The organism is Exiguobacterium sp. s157, from assembly GCF_018618205.1.
Classification (GTDB): Bacteria; Bacillota; Bacilli; order Exiguobacteriales; family Exiguobacteriaceae; genus Exiguobacterium; species Exiguobacterium chiriqhucha.
The window spans coordinates 578646-594852 of sequence record NZ_JACSLQ010000002.1; the positions used below are offsets into that span (position 1 = coordinate 578646).

The 16207-nt window shown below is 51.8% G+C and carries 19 protein-coding genes; 14 read left to right on the forward strand and 5 right to left on the reverse strand.

Annotated elements, in window-relative coordinates; genetic code table 11:
• Positions 1 to 20 precede the first annotated feature (20 nt).
• The 12 genes from KNP67_RS06735 (at position 21) to KNP67_RS06790 (ending at position 7964) form a co-directional block, all read left to right on the forward strand.
• Positions 21 to 194 carry a hypothetical protein gene (locus tag KNP67_RS06735; protein ID WP_021066508.1) on the forward strand — a complete coding sequence of 58 codons (174 nt, stop codon included), beginning with the start codon at positions 21 to 23 and terminating at the stop codon, positions 192 to 194.
• A 22-nt stretch (positions 195 to 216) separates the two neighbouring features.
• Positions 217 to 639, forward strand: a complete 423-nt coding sequence (locus tag KNP67_RS06740; RefSeq protein ID WP_214756289.1) for a hypothetical protein — start codon at positions 217 to 219, stop codon at positions 637 to 639.
• 19 nt (positions 640 to 658) lie between these two features.
• Entirely contained in the window at positions 659 to 1309 is a 651-nt protein-coding gene (locus KNP67_RS06745; RefSeq protein ID WP_021066510.1) for an SIMPL domain-containing protein, read from the forward strand.
• The gene (locus KNP67_RS06750) at positions 1306 to 1734 is read left to right on the forward strand and encodes a hypothetical protein (RefSeq protein WP_214756290.1); all 429 of its coding nucleotides are present in this window, start codon (positions 1306 to 1308) and stop codon (positions 1732 to 1734) included. The genes KNP67_RS06745 and KNP67_RS06750 overlap by 4 nt, the downstream gene beginning before the upstream one ends.
• Before the next feature lie 83 nt (positions 1735 to 1817).
• Positions 1818 to 2288, forward strand: a complete 471-nt coding sequence (locus KNP67_RS06755; RefSeq protein ID WP_058764267.1) for a flavodoxin family protein — start codon at positions 1818 to 1820, stop codon at positions 2286 to 2288.
• Between the two features lie 110 nt (positions 2289 to 2398).
• Positions 2399 to 2800: a hypothetical protein gene (locus tag KNP67_RS06760; protein WP_214756292.1), complete on the forward strand. Its 402-nt coding sequence runs from the start codon at positions 2399 to 2401 to the stop codon at positions 2798 to 2800.
• Between the two features lie 88 nt (positions 2801 to 2888).
• Positions 2889 to 4001, forward strand: coding sequence for a M14 family metallopeptidase (locus KNP67_RS06765; RefSeq protein WP_214756294.1), 1113 nt, complete (start codon positions 2889 to 2891; stop codon positions 3999 to 4001).
• 86 nt (positions 4002 to 4087) lie between these two features.
• Positions 4088 to 4888 carry an alpha/beta fold hydrolase gene (locus KNP67_RS06770; RefSeq protein WP_214756295.1) on the forward strand — a complete coding sequence of 267 codons (801 nt, stop codon included), beginning with the start codon at positions 4088 to 4090 and terminating at the stop codon, positions 4886 to 4888.
• A gap of 387 nt (positions 4889 to 5275) precedes the next feature.
• The gene (locus KNP67_RS06775; protein WP_128123335.1) at positions 5276 to 5704 is read left to right on the forward strand and encodes a CBS domain-containing protein; all 429 of its coding nucleotides are present in this window, start codon (positions 5276 to 5278) and stop codon (positions 5702 to 5704) included.
• Between the two features lie 76 nt (positions 5705 to 5780).
• Complete coding sequence (locus KNP67_RS06780) at positions 5781 to 6158, forward strand: hypothetical protein (protein ID WP_214756296.1); 378 nt, start codon at positions 5781 to 5783, stop codon at positions 6156 to 6158.
• 204 nt (positions 6159 to 6362) lie between these two features.
• Positions 6363 to 7034 carry a hypothetical protein gene (locus KNP67_RS06785; RefSeq protein ID WP_214756297.1) on the forward strand — a complete coding sequence of 224 codons (672 nt, stop codon included), beginning with the start codon at positions 6363 to 6365 and terminating at the stop codon, positions 7032 to 7034.
• An 84-nt stretch (positions 7035 to 7118) separates the two neighbouring features.
• Positions 7119 to 7964, forward strand: coding sequence for a pentapeptide repeat-containing protein (locus KNP67_RS06790; protein WP_051627693.1), 846 nt, complete (start codon positions 7119 to 7121; stop codon positions 7962 to 7964).
• Between the two features lie 52 nt (positions 7965 to 8016).
• Here KNP67_RS06790 and KNP67_RS06795 read toward each other — a convergent pair whose 3' ends face one another.
• Together KNP67_RS06795 and KNP67_RS06800 are read right to left on the reverse strand one after the other, a co-directional pair.
• Positions 8017 to 8964, reverse strand: a complete 948-nt coding sequence (locus tag KNP67_RS06795; RefSeq protein ID WP_214756298.1) for an LLM class oxidoreductase — start codon at positions 8962 to 8964, stop codon at positions 8017 to 8019.
• Between the two features lie 10 nt (positions 8965 to 8974).
• On the reverse strand, positions 8975 to 10177 hold the full coding sequence (locus tag KNP67_RS06800; protein WP_214756299.1) for an MFS transporter: 1203 nt from the start codon (positions 10175 to 10177) through the stop codon (positions 8975 to 8977).
• Positions 10178 to 10434: 257 nt separating this feature from the next.
• On the opposite strand from KNP67_RS06800, the gene KNP67_RS06805 reads away from it, so the two are divergent.
• On the forward strand, positions 10435 to 10764 hold the full coding sequence (locus tag KNP67_RS06805; RefSeq protein ID WP_353048253.1) for a winged helix-turn-helix transcriptional regulator: 330 nt from the start codon (positions 10435 to 10437) through the stop codon (positions 10762 to 10764).
• A gap of 53 nt (positions 10765 to 10817) precedes the next feature.
• On the opposite strand, the gene xylE is transcribed toward KNP67_RS06805, so the two are convergent.
• Positions 10818 to 12233, reverse strand: coding sequence for a D-xylose transporter XylE (gene xylE / locus KNP67_RS06810; RefSeq protein WP_214718350.1), 1416 nt, complete (start codon positions 12231 to 12233; stop codon positions 10818 to 10820).
• Positions 12234 to 12502: 269 nt separating this feature from the next.
• Between xylE and KNP67_RS06815 the strand changes: the two genes are divergently transcribed.
• The gene (locus tag KNP67_RS06815) at positions 12503 to 13615 is read left to right on the forward strand and encodes an ROK family transcriptional regulator (RefSeq protein ID WP_214756365.1); all 1113 of its coding nucleotides are present in this window, start codon (positions 12503 to 12505) and stop codon (positions 13613 to 13615) included.
• A gap of 35 nt (positions 13616 to 13650) precedes the next feature.
• Here the strand turns inward: KNP67_RS06815 and KNP67_RS06820 are convergent, their stop codons facing one another.
• Together KNP67_RS06820 and xylB are read right to left on the reverse strand one after the other, a co-directional pair.
• Entirely contained in the window at positions 13651 to 14637 is a 987-nt protein-coding gene (locus KNP67_RS06820; RefSeq protein ID WP_214756302.1) for an aldose epimerase family protein, read from the reverse strand.
• 7 nt (positions 14638 to 14644) lie between these two features.
• Positions 14645 to 16144 (reverse strand): xylulokinase, encoded by a 1500-nt coding sequence (xylB, locus tag KNP67_RS06825; protein WP_214756303.1) that lies wholly within the window; start codon positions 16142 to 16144, stop codon positions 14645 to 14647.
• Positions 16145 to 16207 lie beyond the last annotated feature (63 nt).

Genomic DNA, 16207 nt, shown 5'->3' on the forward strand with positions numbered 1-16207 from the left:
TGGAAGAGAGGAGGGCTACGATGACAGAGCAGAATTGGCGAGCGTCAGGGGTAGGACTCGGACTGGTGTTCGGAGCCGGGATTGGCATCATCAGTTCGCTCCTACTCGGATTTGAATTAGTGTATGGGATTGCGGCAGGTGCAGCATTCGGCTATCTCATCGGACTCGTGGTGTCATTGACAGGAAAGACATGATTGAAGGGAAGGCTAACTCAAAATGATCGCAAAGAAAATCATGCAGTGGGTGAAGAAGCAAGGAAGTCTTGGGGTTAAGGAAAACTTGCTCGAAATCAGGTTTCGGGTAGGTGGGTTCGGGATTTCGAATGAATCCAAACTGACATTCTTTTCAGATGGGACAGCTAGACGACAGATTATTCGGCGAGAGGATGATTGTTCTAAATCAATCAAATCATTCATTTTTTACGATGAAGCGCAAACAAAAACTCTGTACGGAACATTTCTAGCGCTCGAGACGGAGGAGTGGCCATCTACGTTTGAAGAAAAGAAGTACGAAACATTCGACGGAACACAATGGTGCTTGATCATTACACAACCGGACGGAACCACACGGACGCATGACGGCAGCAACGCTTATCCGGATAACTGGAAGGACGTCACGGCACTGTTCGGCATTTCTTGAATCAAAAGGAGGAAATCATATGGATCGCACAATCACTGTGAAAGGAACAGGAAAAGTATCGGCTACGCCCGATTTGATTGTCGTGAGAATGGATTTGACGTCAAGAGCCGTCCGTTATGAGGAGACGATGAACGGGGCGGCGATGGCCGTCACGCGTCTACAAAAGGCAGTCGAGCAGGCCGGATTCGAGAAAGCAGCGCTCAAGACGACCGACTTCTCGATCGACACGGACTATGAGAGTTATCGTGATAAGCAAGGCAACTATAAATCTCGTTTCCGGGGTTATGTCTGTCAGCAGAAGACGAAACTCGAGTTTCCGCTCGATACGAAACAATTGTCCTCGGTCATCGAACACGTCAGCAACTCGCTAGCCGAACCGAAACTGTCCATCTCGTTCACGATCAAGGATGCGGATACGATTCAAGATGAACTGCTCGCGAGCGCGGCGGCGAACGCGCGTCATCGGGCCGAACTGTTGGCGAAAGGGGCCGGGGCGACGCTCGGTGACTTGCTTCAAATCGATTACACGTGGGGCGAGCTCCATCTTTACTCCCCGACACGTCTCACGCTCCATGACGAGGTGCTCTTCTCAGAGGCCGCGATGCCGGAACTCGAACCGGACGAGATTGACTTGAGTGACTCGGCGACGTTCGTGTGGGCGATTCGATGAGGCGTGTCATCGGATTAGTATTGCTCCTTCTGTCTGTCTCTCTGTCGGCTCAAGCGTTGTCGTGGGCGTATGCGTTCGTCGTGTTGGATGGACGGGTGTATGAAGTGATGGATGTTGCCGTATTGGAGGCTGACTTGGGAGAAGTCGTCGGCGAGGTGAAGACGATGGCCGACGATATGGATGGCAGCTATTATGGGGATGCCTCGAACATGTATCCGATTGGGACGACCTATCGAGAAGTGAACGGGGAAGCGATGCAGGATGTGCTCGCGGTCGAGGACGAGTTGGGATGGAAGCGGGCCGAATATCGGCATGACGCCCCGTTCAGCATGCGTGACCATCTCGATACAGTCGCATATGCGGTACTTGGGATCGGCGCTGTCCTTTTTGTGTCCACACGAGTAAAGAAAAGATACAAAAAATAAATGATTCCGTGATGAGGTATCGTTCATTAAGGGAAGAGTCATATGTAGATACGTAGAGATTTCACTCAATGGAGGGATATTGTATGAAAATCCTCATCATCTTTGACTCGATGTACGGGTGTACCGAAAAAGTCGCATATGCCATCAAGGACGGATTCAGCGACTTACACCGCGTCGACATCATGCAGATCAGCCACGTCGGATACGGCGACCTCGCCAACCTTGATTTGTTCATCGTTGGTTCGCCGACGCATGGCGGGCGCGAGACTGAGGACGTGAAAACCTTTTTAGACGGCCTGTCGGATCATGCGCTCCGAGGCATCCGTGCTGCGGCGTTTGATACGAGCATGGCTGAAGAAGACCAAGGCTTTTTCGTCGGTAAAATCGTCAAATGGTTCGGCCACGCCTCGACCCGGATCGAGCAGCTCTTGTTGGACAAAGGAGCAGAACCGGTGTTGAAAGAATCGTTCATCGTCCTTGATAAAGAAGGTCCACTCAAAGACGGAGAGCTCGAGCGGGCGACCGAATGGGCTCGTCACTTGATGGACAAATAATCTGGCGTGTTCCTTACGGGACGCGTCTTTTTTGGCGCAGTATTGTCCGAAGCGTTCGCAAAACGGGTAAATATAAGGGTAGCTCTTTTGTATGGAACGGAGGGAGAATGATGAAAAAATGGGAACGTGACGTCCTCATGGGTTGGATTGTCGTCTTGTTGGTGCTTGTTGCGCATTATGTCATCACGGTGTCGCTCGGCAACACGTATTTTGCCGAATCGACGCTCAATCGGATGCTTTGGTTCAGTAGTTTTCCGGCCTTTTTAATCGCTTTTCTCGCAGCCCTCTTTCAAAAAAAAAACACGCTCACGCTGGCTGTCCGCCGTGGAGTCATCTGGACAGCCGAACTCATCGTTGGCTTCTCGCTCATGGCCTGGTTTTTCCGGGCGTTCGAGACGCTGTTCGTGAGTCCGGGTGCGTACTGGTTGTTTGGTGCCGTGCTGTTCGCCCCGCTCGTCTATTTGTTTGAGTTCCGCCGTCAAAACCGGGGTACGAAGGCCGGGGCCCATTAGGTGTCAGAAGATGTCTCCGGAAGGAGGCGTTTTTAGTCGGGTCAGGAATGGGAATGGGATACAGAAGATTAGAATGGAGGGAGTCACTATGAGTCAGTATTTTTCATCATCATACGAGGAGTCACGCGAGAAGTTTCTCGCCCTGCTCGACCGCGTCAAACCTTATTATCCGACCGCACGCGTGATGTCCCACTCGATTGGGGAAGACACAATCGATGTCATCATCGGTGAACCGGCGGGGTCACGCGAGGCGGTGCTCTTCATGACGATTGGCGAACACGGCATCGAAGGATATGCCGGAGCCGCTGTGACACACCAGTTCGTCGAGACGCAACTTCAACACGTCCGGCACGAATCGACCGGCATCTGTCTCATTCATGCCGTCAATCCGTGGGGGATGAAACACTTCCGCCGCGTCAATGAACATAACGCCGACTTGAATCGAAACTATGTCATCGACCGAGAGTCGCTCCCGCGTAACGTCAATAAAGAATATGAAATCATGCGTCACTTGTTCGTCCCAGACGGCGTCATCGATGACTATCACGAGGCCCGTGAACATATCTACTCGTTCCTCGGTTCTGGCATTAAACTCGACGGGTTCGCTGCGATGACAGAGGCGAAAGGGATGGGCCAATACCAGTTCCCTAAAGGTGTGTACTACGGCGGTGAGTCGGATGAGCCGTCCGCCATCTTCTTGAAAGAGGTGCAACACGATTTGCTTGATCGCTACGACCGCGTCGTCCATATGGACTGGCACACGGCGCTCGGCCCGACGAACGAGGTGACGATGGTCATCAGTGAACGGGACGGGCGTGACGTGGATGAACTGAAGCGGACGTACGGATTGAAAAATATCCAGACGTATGACCCGACCGACGTGCTCGGGGACTCGACGAACCATTTCTATTATGTGCGAGACACGCATCATCCCGATAAGAAACTCGTCTCGGCGTTGTTCGAGTTCGGGACGTTCGGGACGTCGACGAAAGCAACGATTCGCGAGTTTTTGACGATCATCCTCGAGAACCGGCTTTACTTTGAAGGGACGAAAGACCCGGAAGCCCGGAACGGCATTCGCAAAGAATTCATGGCCATGTTCTATCCGGAAGACGAGTCGTGGCGGACGTCTGTATTACGTGAAGGAGCGGGAGCAATCGAGCACGTCTTGAAAGCTGAATCGCTCTGGCGTGACAGTTGACAGGTTTCCACTTTGGTCAAACGGGAAAAGTTGGGTTGTGGGCAAATACGCACGCCGCTCAACAATCCAACTGGGGGTTTTGACCAATGGGGAACTATATTACGGCACATGATGGAACGAATATTTTTGTAGAGGACGTCGGGACAGGCGACGCCGTCGTCTTCCTGCACGGCTGGCCGGCGAACAACAACATGTTCGAGTATCAAAAGAATGCGCTGCTTGACGCAGGCTATCGCTACGTCGGGATCGACTATCGCGGCTACGGTAAGTCGGATGCACCGGCGACGGGCTATGACTATGCGACGATGGCGTCTGACGTGCACATGGTCGTCAACGGTCTCGGTGTCAAAGACTTCACGCTCGTTGGCTTTTCGATGGGCGGGGCCATCGCCATCCGTTACGCGGTTGATTTCCCGGATGACGGTTTGAAGAAGCTTGTCCTCTCCGGCGCCGCAGCACCGGTGTTCACGCAACGTCCGGACTATCCGTACGGGATGACGCAAGCCGAGGTCGATGCGTTGATTGAGGACACAAAGAAAGACCGGCCGAAGATGCTCGAAGGCTTCGGTGAGATTTTCTTCGAGAAAGAACATTCGAAACCGACGCAAAACTGGTTCCATCATCTGTCGCTCGTCGCCTCGAGTCACGGGACAATCGCTTCGGCGAAAGCACTCCGCGACGAAGATTTGCGTGAAGATTTGTCAAAAGTGAACGTCGAGACGCTCATCATCCATGGGGTGCACGACAAAATTTGCCCGTTCGAGTTTGCGCTCGAGATGGAAAAAGGGATTCCGAACTCGCGCATCGAACGGTTTGAGGAGAGCGGTCACGGTACCGTCCTCGACGAGATGGACAAATTCAACAAGACGTTGCTCGAATTTATTTGAGTGAGACAAGCCTAGGACGTTCCTAGGCTTTTTTGATGGCCATCTGTAGCATGTTTGTTACGGTTTTTAAGGCTAGAATGACCTTCACTCGGGTATAGCAACAGTGAAGCCGTTTCGGGTGATTCCGTTTAGATTGGTCAATGATATAGGTGAGACAAGATGTTTGATTCACGGTCAAGATTGGCTTTGGAGAAGCTGTTCGGGGCCGTGCCTGTTTGTGTGGTCGCAACAACTTCAGACGGATTGTTTGGAAACGCTTTACGAAATAGAGAGAATGAGCCTCCTTGTGACAGAACAGATGCAGATTAGATGGTCATTTTGTGCTGACTAGACCCTAATACATGGTACAATGAAGAGGTGGATTTTTAGATTGAGGAGAGATTGTACATGAATATCGCTTTCTTTTTATATCCGAAAGAAGACGTCAAATATCTAGACCCGGAGTCGACGGTACGGCAAGCGCTCGAGAAGATGAAGCATCATCGCTTCACCTCGGTGCCGCTCGTATCCGAGAACGGCTTTTACGCCGGGACGATGACAGAAGGGGATTTACTCTGGGCACTCGCCGAGCAGCTTCGCGGGGAAGAAGATTACGAAAAAGTGCTCCGGACACGGTTGAAAGATATCAAGCAACGCGTACGGTATAAGCCGGTCGCCATCACGGCGCAAATCGAGGAGCTCGTCGATGCGATCACCGACCAAAACTTCGTGCCGGTCGTCGATGACGGGAAGTATTTCATCGGCATCATCCGGCGCCGCGACATCATCGAGTACTACTCGACGAAGTTGAAACAGCTCGAGAATAAAGTGAACTGAGCGAACGGACCAACCTGTGTGAAAGCGGGTTGGTTTTTGTATGTGCGAATACAAGTAATGGGGAGGCGAACTATAGATGGAACCACGAGTCATTGAATCGATTGAGCTATGGTTTCAAGAGGCAGGGTCTGAGGAAGCAGTGAACTTCATCGATTTCATGCTGTATTTGAATGAATCGGCGTATTCGTTGCTTCACCGAGACACGTTACATGGTATCTTCACCTATCAGATCCGCTACCAAGACGGGACCTCTCAGTCTGTCTCGTACGATAAAGACGAGTGGGTCGCCCATGAACGGAATGAATGGCAAACCGGTATGAGCGGCGGTGAGTGGGTATGGTGGCTCGTCGAGCGATGGCGTTTTGTCGTGGAGTGGTGGAGCGGACGGGACTTCCGGACGGGTGACGAGATAGAAGAGAACTTCTATGGGATGATCCCATACGGTGAAGTTTAAGACCTTGATATTCTGCTATATACAATTATTGGAAATGGCGGCCTCAACACAAAAGCGTTAATCAAAGAGGGGTATTACAATGACCCGCTGCTACATGAATGGATTGTCATTCCCGAGTCGACGGACAGCCTACGACCGCTCGTCTTGGCCTTCTGTTACAACAAAGGGATTCTGGAGACACCCCGAACCATTGAGCGGATTGAAGTGACGTTCACCGATGTGACGACAGGAGCGGTCCAATCACTTGCGAGTGCACTCGAAGCGTATGAGAAACCGGCAGATCTCGATTTAGATGATATGAGGTATCGCCATGACATGTTTTATCGCGACGAGTCCATTCAAGGGACGATTCGTTATGAGGTGACGTATCAAGGCGGAAGGGTCCAATTCGTCGAGCATGACAAATCAGAAATGTTCATGGATTGGGACATGGCGTTGATCAATTGGTTTTTCGAGCATTGGCGAAAACTGTACGAAGCTTATGCCGAAAAATCGTTTCCATCAGGTCGACCGTTGCAACGCTTTGAATCGGGCTATGATTATTGGAAAGCCAGACTGTCACCGGAAGCGTGGGACGAGCTCATTCATTCAACAGACCCTTTTGACCAGCGGCTTTTAACGGATCGGAAACCGCATGACGAGATTCAAAGAGCAAAAGAACAGTTTGAGATGATGTTCCATCAAACAGCGGAACTCCATCTCGAAAATTTGCGTCACGGATTCTATGTTGATCACCTATTGGAACAACGCATCGACGTCGAAAGTTCGTTCGATGCTGTGATTGCGCTTTACGAAGAAATATCCGAGGCAGAGCAGAAAAGGCGAACGAGGGAGCAACTGCTTTATGGGGAAAAGGATGAAGGCAAACTTGATTGATTGAATAAAGGCTTTGGAAAAATAGGGACATTCCTTATACTTGTACGTATAGAGTCAAGACATACAATGAAGGAGTGACAATGAATGGCGATGCCCGATCTGCATATGCTGCGTGAATCGCTCAAACCGGATTGTGCGAATTGTTTCGGTCTCTGTTGTGTGGCGTTCCACTACTTGAAATCTGAGGATTTCCCCATGGATAAACCCGCAGGACAGCCGTGTGTCCATTTGGCAGATTCGTATGCCTGCAACATCCATTCCGAACTGCGTGAGCGGGGCTTCAAAGGATGTACGGTGTACGACTGTCTCGGGGCCGGGCAGTTCGTGTCACAAGTGACGTTTCACGGACGAAGCTGGCGGGAGGGGGAGGTCGATGGGACGCGCATGTTCGCGACGGTGCCAATCATGAGCCAAGTCCATGAGCTGTTGCTCTACATCACTGACATCCTGACCCGGGAGATCCCTGAGCACGATGCTCGGTTACTCGAGACGTTATTGGAAGAGCTACTGGCTTTCCGTGAGTTGCCGCCTGAACAGTTGACCGGGACGGCGCTGATGGCATTCCGACAACAAGTCCGCCCGTTGTTCGTCCGACTCAGTCAGCACATACGTGCGGAAGGATTGAAACAGGACGGCCTGACGTTGACGTCACGACACGAGCAAGATCGGGCCGATTTGATTGGACGAAACGTGAGTCAGCGTGACGTGAGAGGCACGTGTTATCGAGGCGCCTTGTTGATTGGTGCTAACTTACGTGGGAAAGACCTGTCCTATGTCGATTTCATGGGGGCAGACGTGCGAGATTTGGACGTGCGAGGAGCAACGTTGACTGATAGTCTGTTTTTGACACAGATGCAAGTGAACGCGATGAAAGGGGACCGGCAGACAAGACTGGCACCCGTTTACACGCGACCGAGCCACTGGCTGTAACGCAAGAGACGACTTCCATGTAGGAAAGTCGTCTTTTTTGAGTACATGAGTATTACGAAAGCGGTGGGAAATGGGGGAGCACATATTCACCAAGCTCCTCGATGACCTCGTCGGCCGGACGCTCTCCGTCGAACAAGGCGAAGAACAGATGATTGACGCCGATGGCCCGATACGCCTCGAGCAGTTTGATTAACTGATTGCGACCGACACGGAAGCCGAGCCGGATTGGAGTCGGCAGTTCGTCCGGGTCATGCGCCAAATCGAGATGCATCGGCATCGAGAACGGACGGAACCCTTTTCCATGCGTCCGACCTGATTCGCGCCAATCGTTGAGTACTTGCTGTTGGGCGAACGGGGCCTGCGGATAATACATCCACCCGTCCCCGTGTTGCCCAAGCCAGTCCATGTCCTGCTGCGCGAACCCGGTGATCATCGTCGGGATGCGTTTTTTCGGACGGGGAACGAGCGTCGCCTCATGGACCTCGCCGTACGACGAATCGATGGTCGGATAGTTGTGGTAGAGCGCCTGCTCCATGACACGGAGCGACTCTTTGAACTGCTCGCCCCTTGTCGCATGGTCGACCCCGAGTCCTTTGAAGTCGGCTCGACGGTCACCGGACGAGATGCCGAGAATCAAACGTTCTGGGAACAACGCTTCAATCGTCGCGACTTCTTTCGCCGAACGGAGCGGATGGCGGAGCGGCAAGACGAGGGCGGACGTGCCGAGGGCGATGCGTTTCGTCTGACCGAGCAAGTGTGTCCCATAGATGAGCATGTCGTAAATCTGTCCGACTGCCGGGTCTAGGAAGTTCGGATCTTTCAGCAAGACATCTCGGAGCCAGAGCGCCGTGAAGCCATAGTCGTCTGCTTGTTGGGCGAGCTCGACTTGACGTTCAAGCGTCGGGGTGCGCATCTTGAAATTTTCTAACGGGATGTGGAGGCCGAGCGTGAGCTCGCCCTCCCGATACATCCGATTGTAGCTGACATGATTGTTGAACATGGTGTCCTCCTTATTTCGCTTCCAAACGACGTGAGACGGCGGTCAAGATGACAGCGATGATGACCATGATGCCACCGACCCAAGGCGTATGCACGAGACCGATTGAGTCCGCGACAAACCCACCGATGGTCGCACCGAGTGCGATACCGATATTGAAGGCGGCGATGTTGAGCGCCGACGCGACATCGACCGCAGCCGGTACATACTTCTCTGCCAACTGCACGATATATAGTTGAAGGCCAGGTACGTTCATGAAGGCGAGCAGTCCCATCAAAACGATGGCGATGAGTCCCGCGACTTTGAACGGAATCATGAACGACATGACGAGCATGACAGCGGCGTGGACGATGAACATATAGAACAACGCCTTGGCCGGGTCTTCATTGGCGAGTTTTCCGCCTGCCCAGTTGCCGATGGCGACGGCGATCCCGTAGACGAGTAGGACGATACTAATCAAGCTCGGACTGATGTTCGTCACGTCCTGCATGATTGGCGTCAAGTACGTGAAGGCGACGAACGTTCCGCCGTAACCGAGTGCTGTGATCAAGAAGCCGAGCATGATTCGGCCGTTCGTGAGCAATTTCTTCATATCGGAGAACTTCGCTGGCGGCGACTGTTTCAAATCTTTCGGGATCAAGAAGAAGCTGGCGATGATTGATACGATCCCAAGTGCGGCGACGGCGAAGAACGTGGCGCGCCATCCGAACGCTTGACCGATGAACGTGCCGAGCGGGACGCCGGTAACGGTCGCGACCGTCAAGCCGGTGAACATGAGTGCGATGGCACTCGCTTTTTTATGCGGTGGCACGAGCTGTACGGCGATCGTTGCCCCAATCGAGAAGAAGACACCGTGTGCGAACGCAGTGATAAATCGGGCGGCAATCAGTAGTTCAAAACTGGTCGACAGGGCAGAGACCAAATTCCCGCCGATAAAGACGACCATGAGTGCCATGAGCAACGTCTTGCGATCCATCCGGTTCGTGAGTGCCGTCAAGATCGGCGCACCGACGGCGACGCCGATGGCATAACCGGAGATGATGAGACCGGCGAGCGTGATGCCGATGTTCAAGTCGCTGGCGATTGATGCGAGCAGGCCGACCGGGACAAACTCGGTCGTCCCGATGCCGAAGGCGCTAATGGCGAGGGCGAGCAGTGCCAGCCCTCCGTTTTTCGGTGCCTGTTCGTCGACAGGTTGGGTGTACGGTTGATTCATGAGTAATTCCTCCTAAAGAATGTTTGTTGAGATGAGGGCCCTTCATCTCGAGGCAGCTCGAGCATCTCCCATCTTCTTTATTGTCCAGTACGGTCGAAAAAGATCCTTACTGTCTCAAGAAGAGGTTACTGGTGAGATGAACTTGTATAACTGAGCTACAGTTGCTATCATAAGTCCATCGAATTTAATTGGGAAGTACGCACTTTCAAGTACGATAGGCACCGAAAAGTACCTATCCCGGTCCATAAGGAGGAACCATCATGCCATACAACATCCCGGTCGAGGCGACGCTTGACGTCATCGGCGGCAAGTGGAAAGTCGTCATCATGTGTCATTTGATTAAAGGAGAACGCCGCACGAGTGAATTGAAAAAGCTCATGCCGAACATCACGCAAAAAATGCTCACGCAACAGTTGCGCGAACTCGAGGCGGACGGTGTCATCATCCGCACGGTGTATGAACAAGTCCCACCGAAAGTCGTCTATTCCCTGTCCGACTACGGCTGGTCGCTCCAACCGATTTTGGACGCGATGTGTGCCTGGGGAGAAGGACATATTGAACAAACCGGGGAAGGCGTCATTTCCTAAATCAAGCGAAAAGACAGCGACTCTTCAATGAGAGAATCGCTGTCTTTTTATCGTTACGAGGCGGATACGTCTTTTGAGTCAGCTTGCTTGTCACTCCATAATGTTTCCATCTCTTCGAGCGTTTTGCCTTTCGTCTCCGGTACGAGCTTCCAGACGAACAAGGCGGACAGTACGCTCATCACCCCGTAAAATCCGTATGTCATCGTGCCACTAAATTCCATCATCATCGGATAGGTCGATGAAATGAAGTAGTTGGCTGTCCATTGAGCGGCAACAGCGATCGCGACCGCTTGCCCTCGGATTTTATTTGGGAAAATTTCCGAGATGAGTACCCAACAAATCGGTCCCCATGACATCATGAATGAGGCTGTGTAGATGATGATGAAGATGAGTGTACCAATCCCGATTGCATTCGTGTAGGCCATCGAAGCGACACCGAACATCCCGATTGCCATGCCGATCGAACCGATGATGAGCAATGGTTTTCGGCCGACTTTATCGACAAACAAGATGGCGACGATGGTGAAGACGACGTTGACGAGCCCCATGACGACGGTTTGCATCATGGAAGCGTCTTTAGCGGCACCCATACTTTCAAAGATTCGTGGGGCATAGTACAATGCGACGTTGATTCCGACAAATTGTTGGAACACCGATAAGAGAATCCCGATGGTGATGACCAGTTTTCCGTAAGTGAACAGCTTGGCTGAAGAATGACTGACAGACGATTTGATGTCTTGCATGATCGCTTCGGCGCGTTCTTTGCCATTGATTCGACTGAGGATGTGGAGAGCCTTTTCTTCCTCGCCTTGGAGCGCCAAATACCGTGGTGTTTCCGGAACAATCAATAAGAGCGAACCGAAAAGGAGGGCCGGAATGGCTTCAGAGGCAAACATATACCGCCAACCGATGTCATCGATCCAGGCGACCGTTTGTCCACTTGTGATCGACCAGTTGACGAAGTAGACGACGAGCATCCCAAGGATGATGGCAAATTGGTTTAGCGACACGAGCCGTCCTCGAATCGCAGCTGGCGCGACCTCACTGATATACATCGGCGTGATGGCCGAGGCAAGTCCGACGCCGATCCCGCCGATGATGCGATACAAGTTGAACGTAAGTAGAAGGGCAATCGTCGGTTCGCCTTTCGTAAAGAAGAGGACTTCGGGATAAGCCGAACCCAATGCAGACAATAAGAAAAGAACGGCCGCGAAAATCAATGATTTTTTACGACCAAATCGGCTTGCGAATATACCAGAGATGATTCCTCCGATGATACAGCCAATCAATGCCGAGGAAGTGGTCGCCCCGTGTACGAGCGAACTTAAGTTCAGCCCGTCAATAAAATACTTCTCCAATGATTTCTCTGCGCCTGAGATGACAGCAGTATCATAACCGAACAACAGGCCACCTAATGTCGCGACGAGTGTGATGGTCATGAGGTATAGCGTGTTCTGATTTTGTTTCATCACGTTTTGCCCTCCTTGGAATTGGTAACGCTTACAATATCGAGTTAAAAAATAAGTTAGTTTGTTTGACGGATAAACTAACTATCCTTATCATACAAAATGAGACTCGAATTCTCAACTATATTTTTGTGGTTTTTGTATAATGAATTTGAGAGTAAAACGGAATGGAACGAAAGTTAAACGATGGATGAGACATCACTTCGTATAAAGGGGAGACAAAGTCATTGGCAAAATTAGATGTGACCGCTGATCAACAGCTTGTGAAAAAAATGAATAAAACCGTATTGTTGAATGAAATTATTCGTAGTTACCCAATTTCACGCGCAAAACTGTCAGAAGTAACGGGATTGAACAAATCGACGGTATCTGCGCAAATTGGCGCTCTATTGAACGAAGAACTCATCTTTGAAATCGGACAAGGCGATTCAAGCGGGGGGCGTCGCCCGGTCATGCTCGTGTTCAACCAGCAGGCAGGATTCACCATCGGAGTCGATTTAGGCGTGAAAGCGATCAATGCGGTATTGACTGATTTAAAAGGTAACGTCGTGGAGTCTTTGACGACCGAGTGGGCCGAGGCGGACCAAGAGGCGGAACCGAAGGTGAGAGCTGCCATCGATGCGTTGCTTGGGAAAATGCCGTCCTCGCCATATGGGCTCATTGGAATCGGCGTCTCGGTGCCTGGACTCATTAATCGCGAGCAACAAGTCATTTTTGTCCCGAACCTCCGTCCTGACGTGACGGGTTTGAAGCACGATTTAGAGAACCGTTATGATGTACCCGTTAATTTAGAGAATGAGGCCAATGCGGGGGCTTACGGAGAACGACGATTCGGGGCAGGGAAAGACCATGGGGAGATGGTCTTCGTTAGTCTCGGGACAGGTGTTGGTACGGGCATCATCTTACACGGGGAATTGTATCGAGGCGAGGATGGGTTCGCTGGCGAGTTCGGGCATATGTCCATTGAATACAATGGACCGAAATGTACGTGTGGCAATCGCGGGTGTTGGGAATTGTATGCCTCAGAAAAAGTACTATGGGACAAGTATTTGCCAGGTCATACGGTCGAGACGCTACAACGAAGTTTACAGGCCAATGAGGCATCTGTGTTAAATGAATTACAAAAATGGTGCTTTTATGTCGGGGTCGGGTTGAACACGGTACTGAACGTCTATAATCCGAAAGTAATCGTCATTCAAAGTCGGGTCATCGAGTCACATCCGATGGTTCTCAACATGATTCGTACGGCGATCTCATCGCGGGTGTATGCGCAAGCCGATCATTCGTTCGAGCTCATCCCGTCGAAATTGAGCGATCATGCTTCAGCGATCGGGATGGCCTCGCTTGCCATCGAGCAGTTTTTACAGCGTCGAATGATGCAATGACAAATAGCCCGTCACCTTCAGATGGCGGGCTATTGTTATGGGGCAAACGTCCACGTCGTCTCGGCGACGTACGTCTCGCCGGGACGTAACACACTACGAGGGTCCAGCAGGTTCGGTGCCTGTTGCGTCTCGAAACAAAGGCCTTTCCGTCTCAGCTCGTTCGGAAGCATATTGCCCGAATAGAAGACGACACACGGCTCGGTCGTATGGACGGAAAGCCTGCGGCCGGAAGCATGACGAAGATTGATTTGAGGACGTTCCGTTTGGGGCAGGCAAAACGGGTGATCGAAGCCTCCGGCGAGGTCAAGTTGCGCATCTGAATCATTTAGACCATCTTCGATTCGTTTCGCCTCTCTAAAATCGAACGCCGGGGAGGTCATGACGGATTTCACGCGGTGCGGAATAAGGGTCTTGTCTAGCTCGTAGAACGAGTCACTCATAAGCTGAAGCGTATGGTCAGAAATCGGCATGGACGTCCCTGATAAATTGAAGTATGTGTGATTTGTCATGTTCATGACGGTCGGCGCGTCGGTCTTCGCCTCATAGCGGATGGCCACGGCGTGGGGGGTAATCGTGTATTCGACCGAGACGTCAATATTCCCAGGGTATCCGTGATGTCCATGAGGAAACGACCGTTCAAATCGAATGGTCACGCCATCATCCGTTTGTTCGATGGATGGGATCCAGACGACCTTATGGAAGTAATCACCGTGAAGGTGGTTGGGACCGTCGTTCAAAGACAGTTGAACGGTCTGACCGTCGAGTGTGAACTGACCATTCTGTATCCTTCCGGCCACCCGTCCGACCACGCAACCCAGATAATAATCGTGACGGACGTAATCCTCAAGCGAATCAAGCGCTAATACGACGTTCTCCATGTTCTCCAGTTGATCGGGGACGGCAATTTCCGTGATGGTACATCCATAATCGATACAAGAAAAGCTGAACGAGTCTGTCGATACGCGGTGACGCGAGACGGGGATACCGTCTACGGTCCCGTAATGGTCAGATGTATAGTTCATCGTCGTCTCACTTTCTCCGAAATGCGGACAGACCATGAGAGAGCTGTTTCGTGGCCGGATAGACTTGTTGGTAGAGTGCGAACAAGGCGTGGTAGCGTGTGACGTTTTCTGGAATCGGTTCGTATCGCTTCGCTTCCTGAATGAACGCCTTACTGCAGGCCTCGAGACTGTTAAACCACCCACAGCCGTACGCAGCCAACATGGCGGCACCGAGCGCACAGCCTTGCTCGTTGGAAAGTTTGATGATGGTAGCGTCGAAGATGTCTGCCTGCATTTGCAGCCATGCCTCGTTTTTGGCGCCCCCTCCAATCGAAACGATCGACGTGATCACTTTGCCTTCCGCACGGAACAGCTCGAGGGACTCTTTTAAGGAGAACGTGATTCCTTCTAACACGGCCCGTGAAAAATCGGCGAGTCGATGGGTGGAGTCCATTCCGATAAAGCTTCCTCGCACCATTGCATCCGCGTGAGGAGTCCGTTCGCCGACGAGATAAGGAGTGAACAACAACCCGTTCGCCCCGATCGGTACGTCTTTCACTTCGGCGAGCAACGTCTCGAATGATTGGTCCGGTGCGAACGTATCCTTGAACCAGGATAAGCTATGTCCTGCTGCCAAGGTGACACCCATCGTATAATAGGCACCTGGCTTAGCATGATTGAAATAATGGACTTTCCCTTTGAAATCAAGCAGGGCGGTTGGTTCATAGGCCAAGACGACACCCGATGTACCGATGCTGCACATCGTTTGTTGATCGTTCAAAATACCTGCCCCGATGGCACCACAGGCATTGTCCGCACCTCCGGCGAACACGTTGACGTTCGAAGAAAGGCCGGTGCGCGTCGCGTAGTAAGAACTGAGCGTCCCGATTTGATCAGACGACTCGACGAGTGGGGGACAAAGGGATTTCGGCACACCAACCCGTTCACAGATTTCGTCGCTCCATTCCTTTTTAGCGATATCGAGGAGAAGCGTTCCGGCCGCATCGGAATAATCCATATGCAGTTGACCTGTCAACGCATAGCGGACGTAGTCTTTTGGGAGCAGGAAGACGGCCGCTTGACGGAACAAGTCAGGCTCATACCGCTTCACCCATAGTAGTTTCGGAAGCGTAAAGCCCTCGAGCGCAGGGTTTTTAGTAAGATCGAGGAGTAGTGGTCCAAGTCGATCCTTGATTTCCTCGCATTCAGCCGTCGTCCGCGTATCGTTCCAAAGAATCGCATTACGAAGCAACTGATGTTGCGCATCGAGTAAGACGAGCCCGTGCATTTGTCCTGAGAAGCTGATGCCTTCGATGTCTTCAGGACGTCCTTCAAACTTTTGAACGAGCTCGGTCAAGGCGTTGACCGTCTGTTCGACCCAGGCTGATGGATCTTGTTCGCTATAGCCTTCTCGTTCTTGGATGAGAGGGTAGGCGCGACTCGCTTCCCCGCAGATTTGCCCGTTTTGGTCGACGAGGATGGCTTTGACCGCACTCGTCCCTAAATCGATTCCGATGACATATTTCATTAGGTTCATCCTTTCTAGTTTGATGGAAAAGCCCAGACCCCATCATGGAGTCTGGGCTTCGCG

Bases quoted from the DNA above. Each gene is read 5' to 3' on its own strand.
- KNP67_RS06735 (WP_021066508.1), top strand. From the start codon at position 21: ATGACAGAGCAGAATTGGCGAGCGTCAGGGGTAGGACTCGGACTGGTG.
- KNP67_RS06740 (WP_214756289.1), top strand. From the start codon at position 217: ATGATCGCAAAGAAAATCATGCAGTGGGTGAAGAAGCAAGGAAGTCTT.
- KNP67_RS06745 (WP_021066510.1), top strand. From the start codon at position 659: ATGGATCGCACAATCACTGTGAAAGGAACAGGAAAAGTATCGGCTACG.
- KNP67_RS06750 (WP_214756290.1), top strand. From the start codon at position 1,306: ATGAGGCGTGTCATCGGATTAGTATTGCTCCTTCTGTCTGTCTCTCTG.
- KNP67_RS06755 (WP_058764267.1), top strand. From the start codon at position 1,818: ATGAAAATCCTCATCATCTTTGACTCGATGTACGGGTGTACCGAAAAA.
- KNP67_RS06760 (WP_214756292.1), top strand. From the start codon at position 2,399: ATGAAAAAATGGGAACGTGACGTCCTCATGGGTTGGATTGTCGTCTTG.
- KNP67_RS06765 (WP_214756294.1), top strand. From the start codon at position 2,889: ATGAGTCAGTATTTTTCATCATCATACGAGGAGTCACGCGAGAAGTTT.
- KNP67_RS06770 (WP_214756295.1), top strand. From the start codon at position 4,088: ATGGGGAACTATATTACGGCACATGATGGAACGAATATTTTTGTAGAG.
- KNP67_RS06775 (WP_128123335.1), top strand. From the start codon at position 5,276: ATGAATATCGCTTTCTTTTTATATCCGAAAGAAGACGTCAAATATCTA.
- KNP67_RS06780 (WP_214756296.1), top strand. From the start codon at position 5,781: ATGGAACCACGAGTCATTGAATCGATTGAGCTATGGTTTCAAGAGGCA.
- KNP67_RS06790 (WP_051627693.1), top strand. From the start codon at position 7,119: ATGGCGATGCCCGATCTGCATATGCTGCGTGAATCGCTCAAACCGGAT.
- KNP67_RS06795 (WP_214756298.1), bottom strand. From the start codon at position 8,964: ATGTTCAACAATCATGTCAGCTACAATCGGATGTATCGGGAGGGCGAG.
- KNP67_RS06800 (WP_214756299.1), bottom strand. From the start codon at position 10,177: ATGAATCAACCGTACACCCAACCTGTCGACGAACAGGCACCGAAAAAC.
- xylE (WP_214718350.1), bottom strand. From the start codon at position 12,233: ATGAAACAAAATCAGAACACGCTATACCTCATGACCATCACACTCGTC.
- KNP67_RS06815 (WP_214756365.1), top strand. From the start codon at position 12,503: ATGAATAAAACCGTATTGTTGAATGAAATTATTCGTAGTTACCCAATT.
- KNP67_RS06820 (WP_214756302.1), bottom strand. From the start codon at position 14,637: ATGAACTATACATCTGACCATTACGGGACCGTAGACGGTATCCCCGTC.
- xylB (WP_214756303.1), bottom strand. From the start codon at position 16,144: ATGAAATATGTCATCGGAATCGATTTAGGGACGAGTGCGGTCAAAGCC.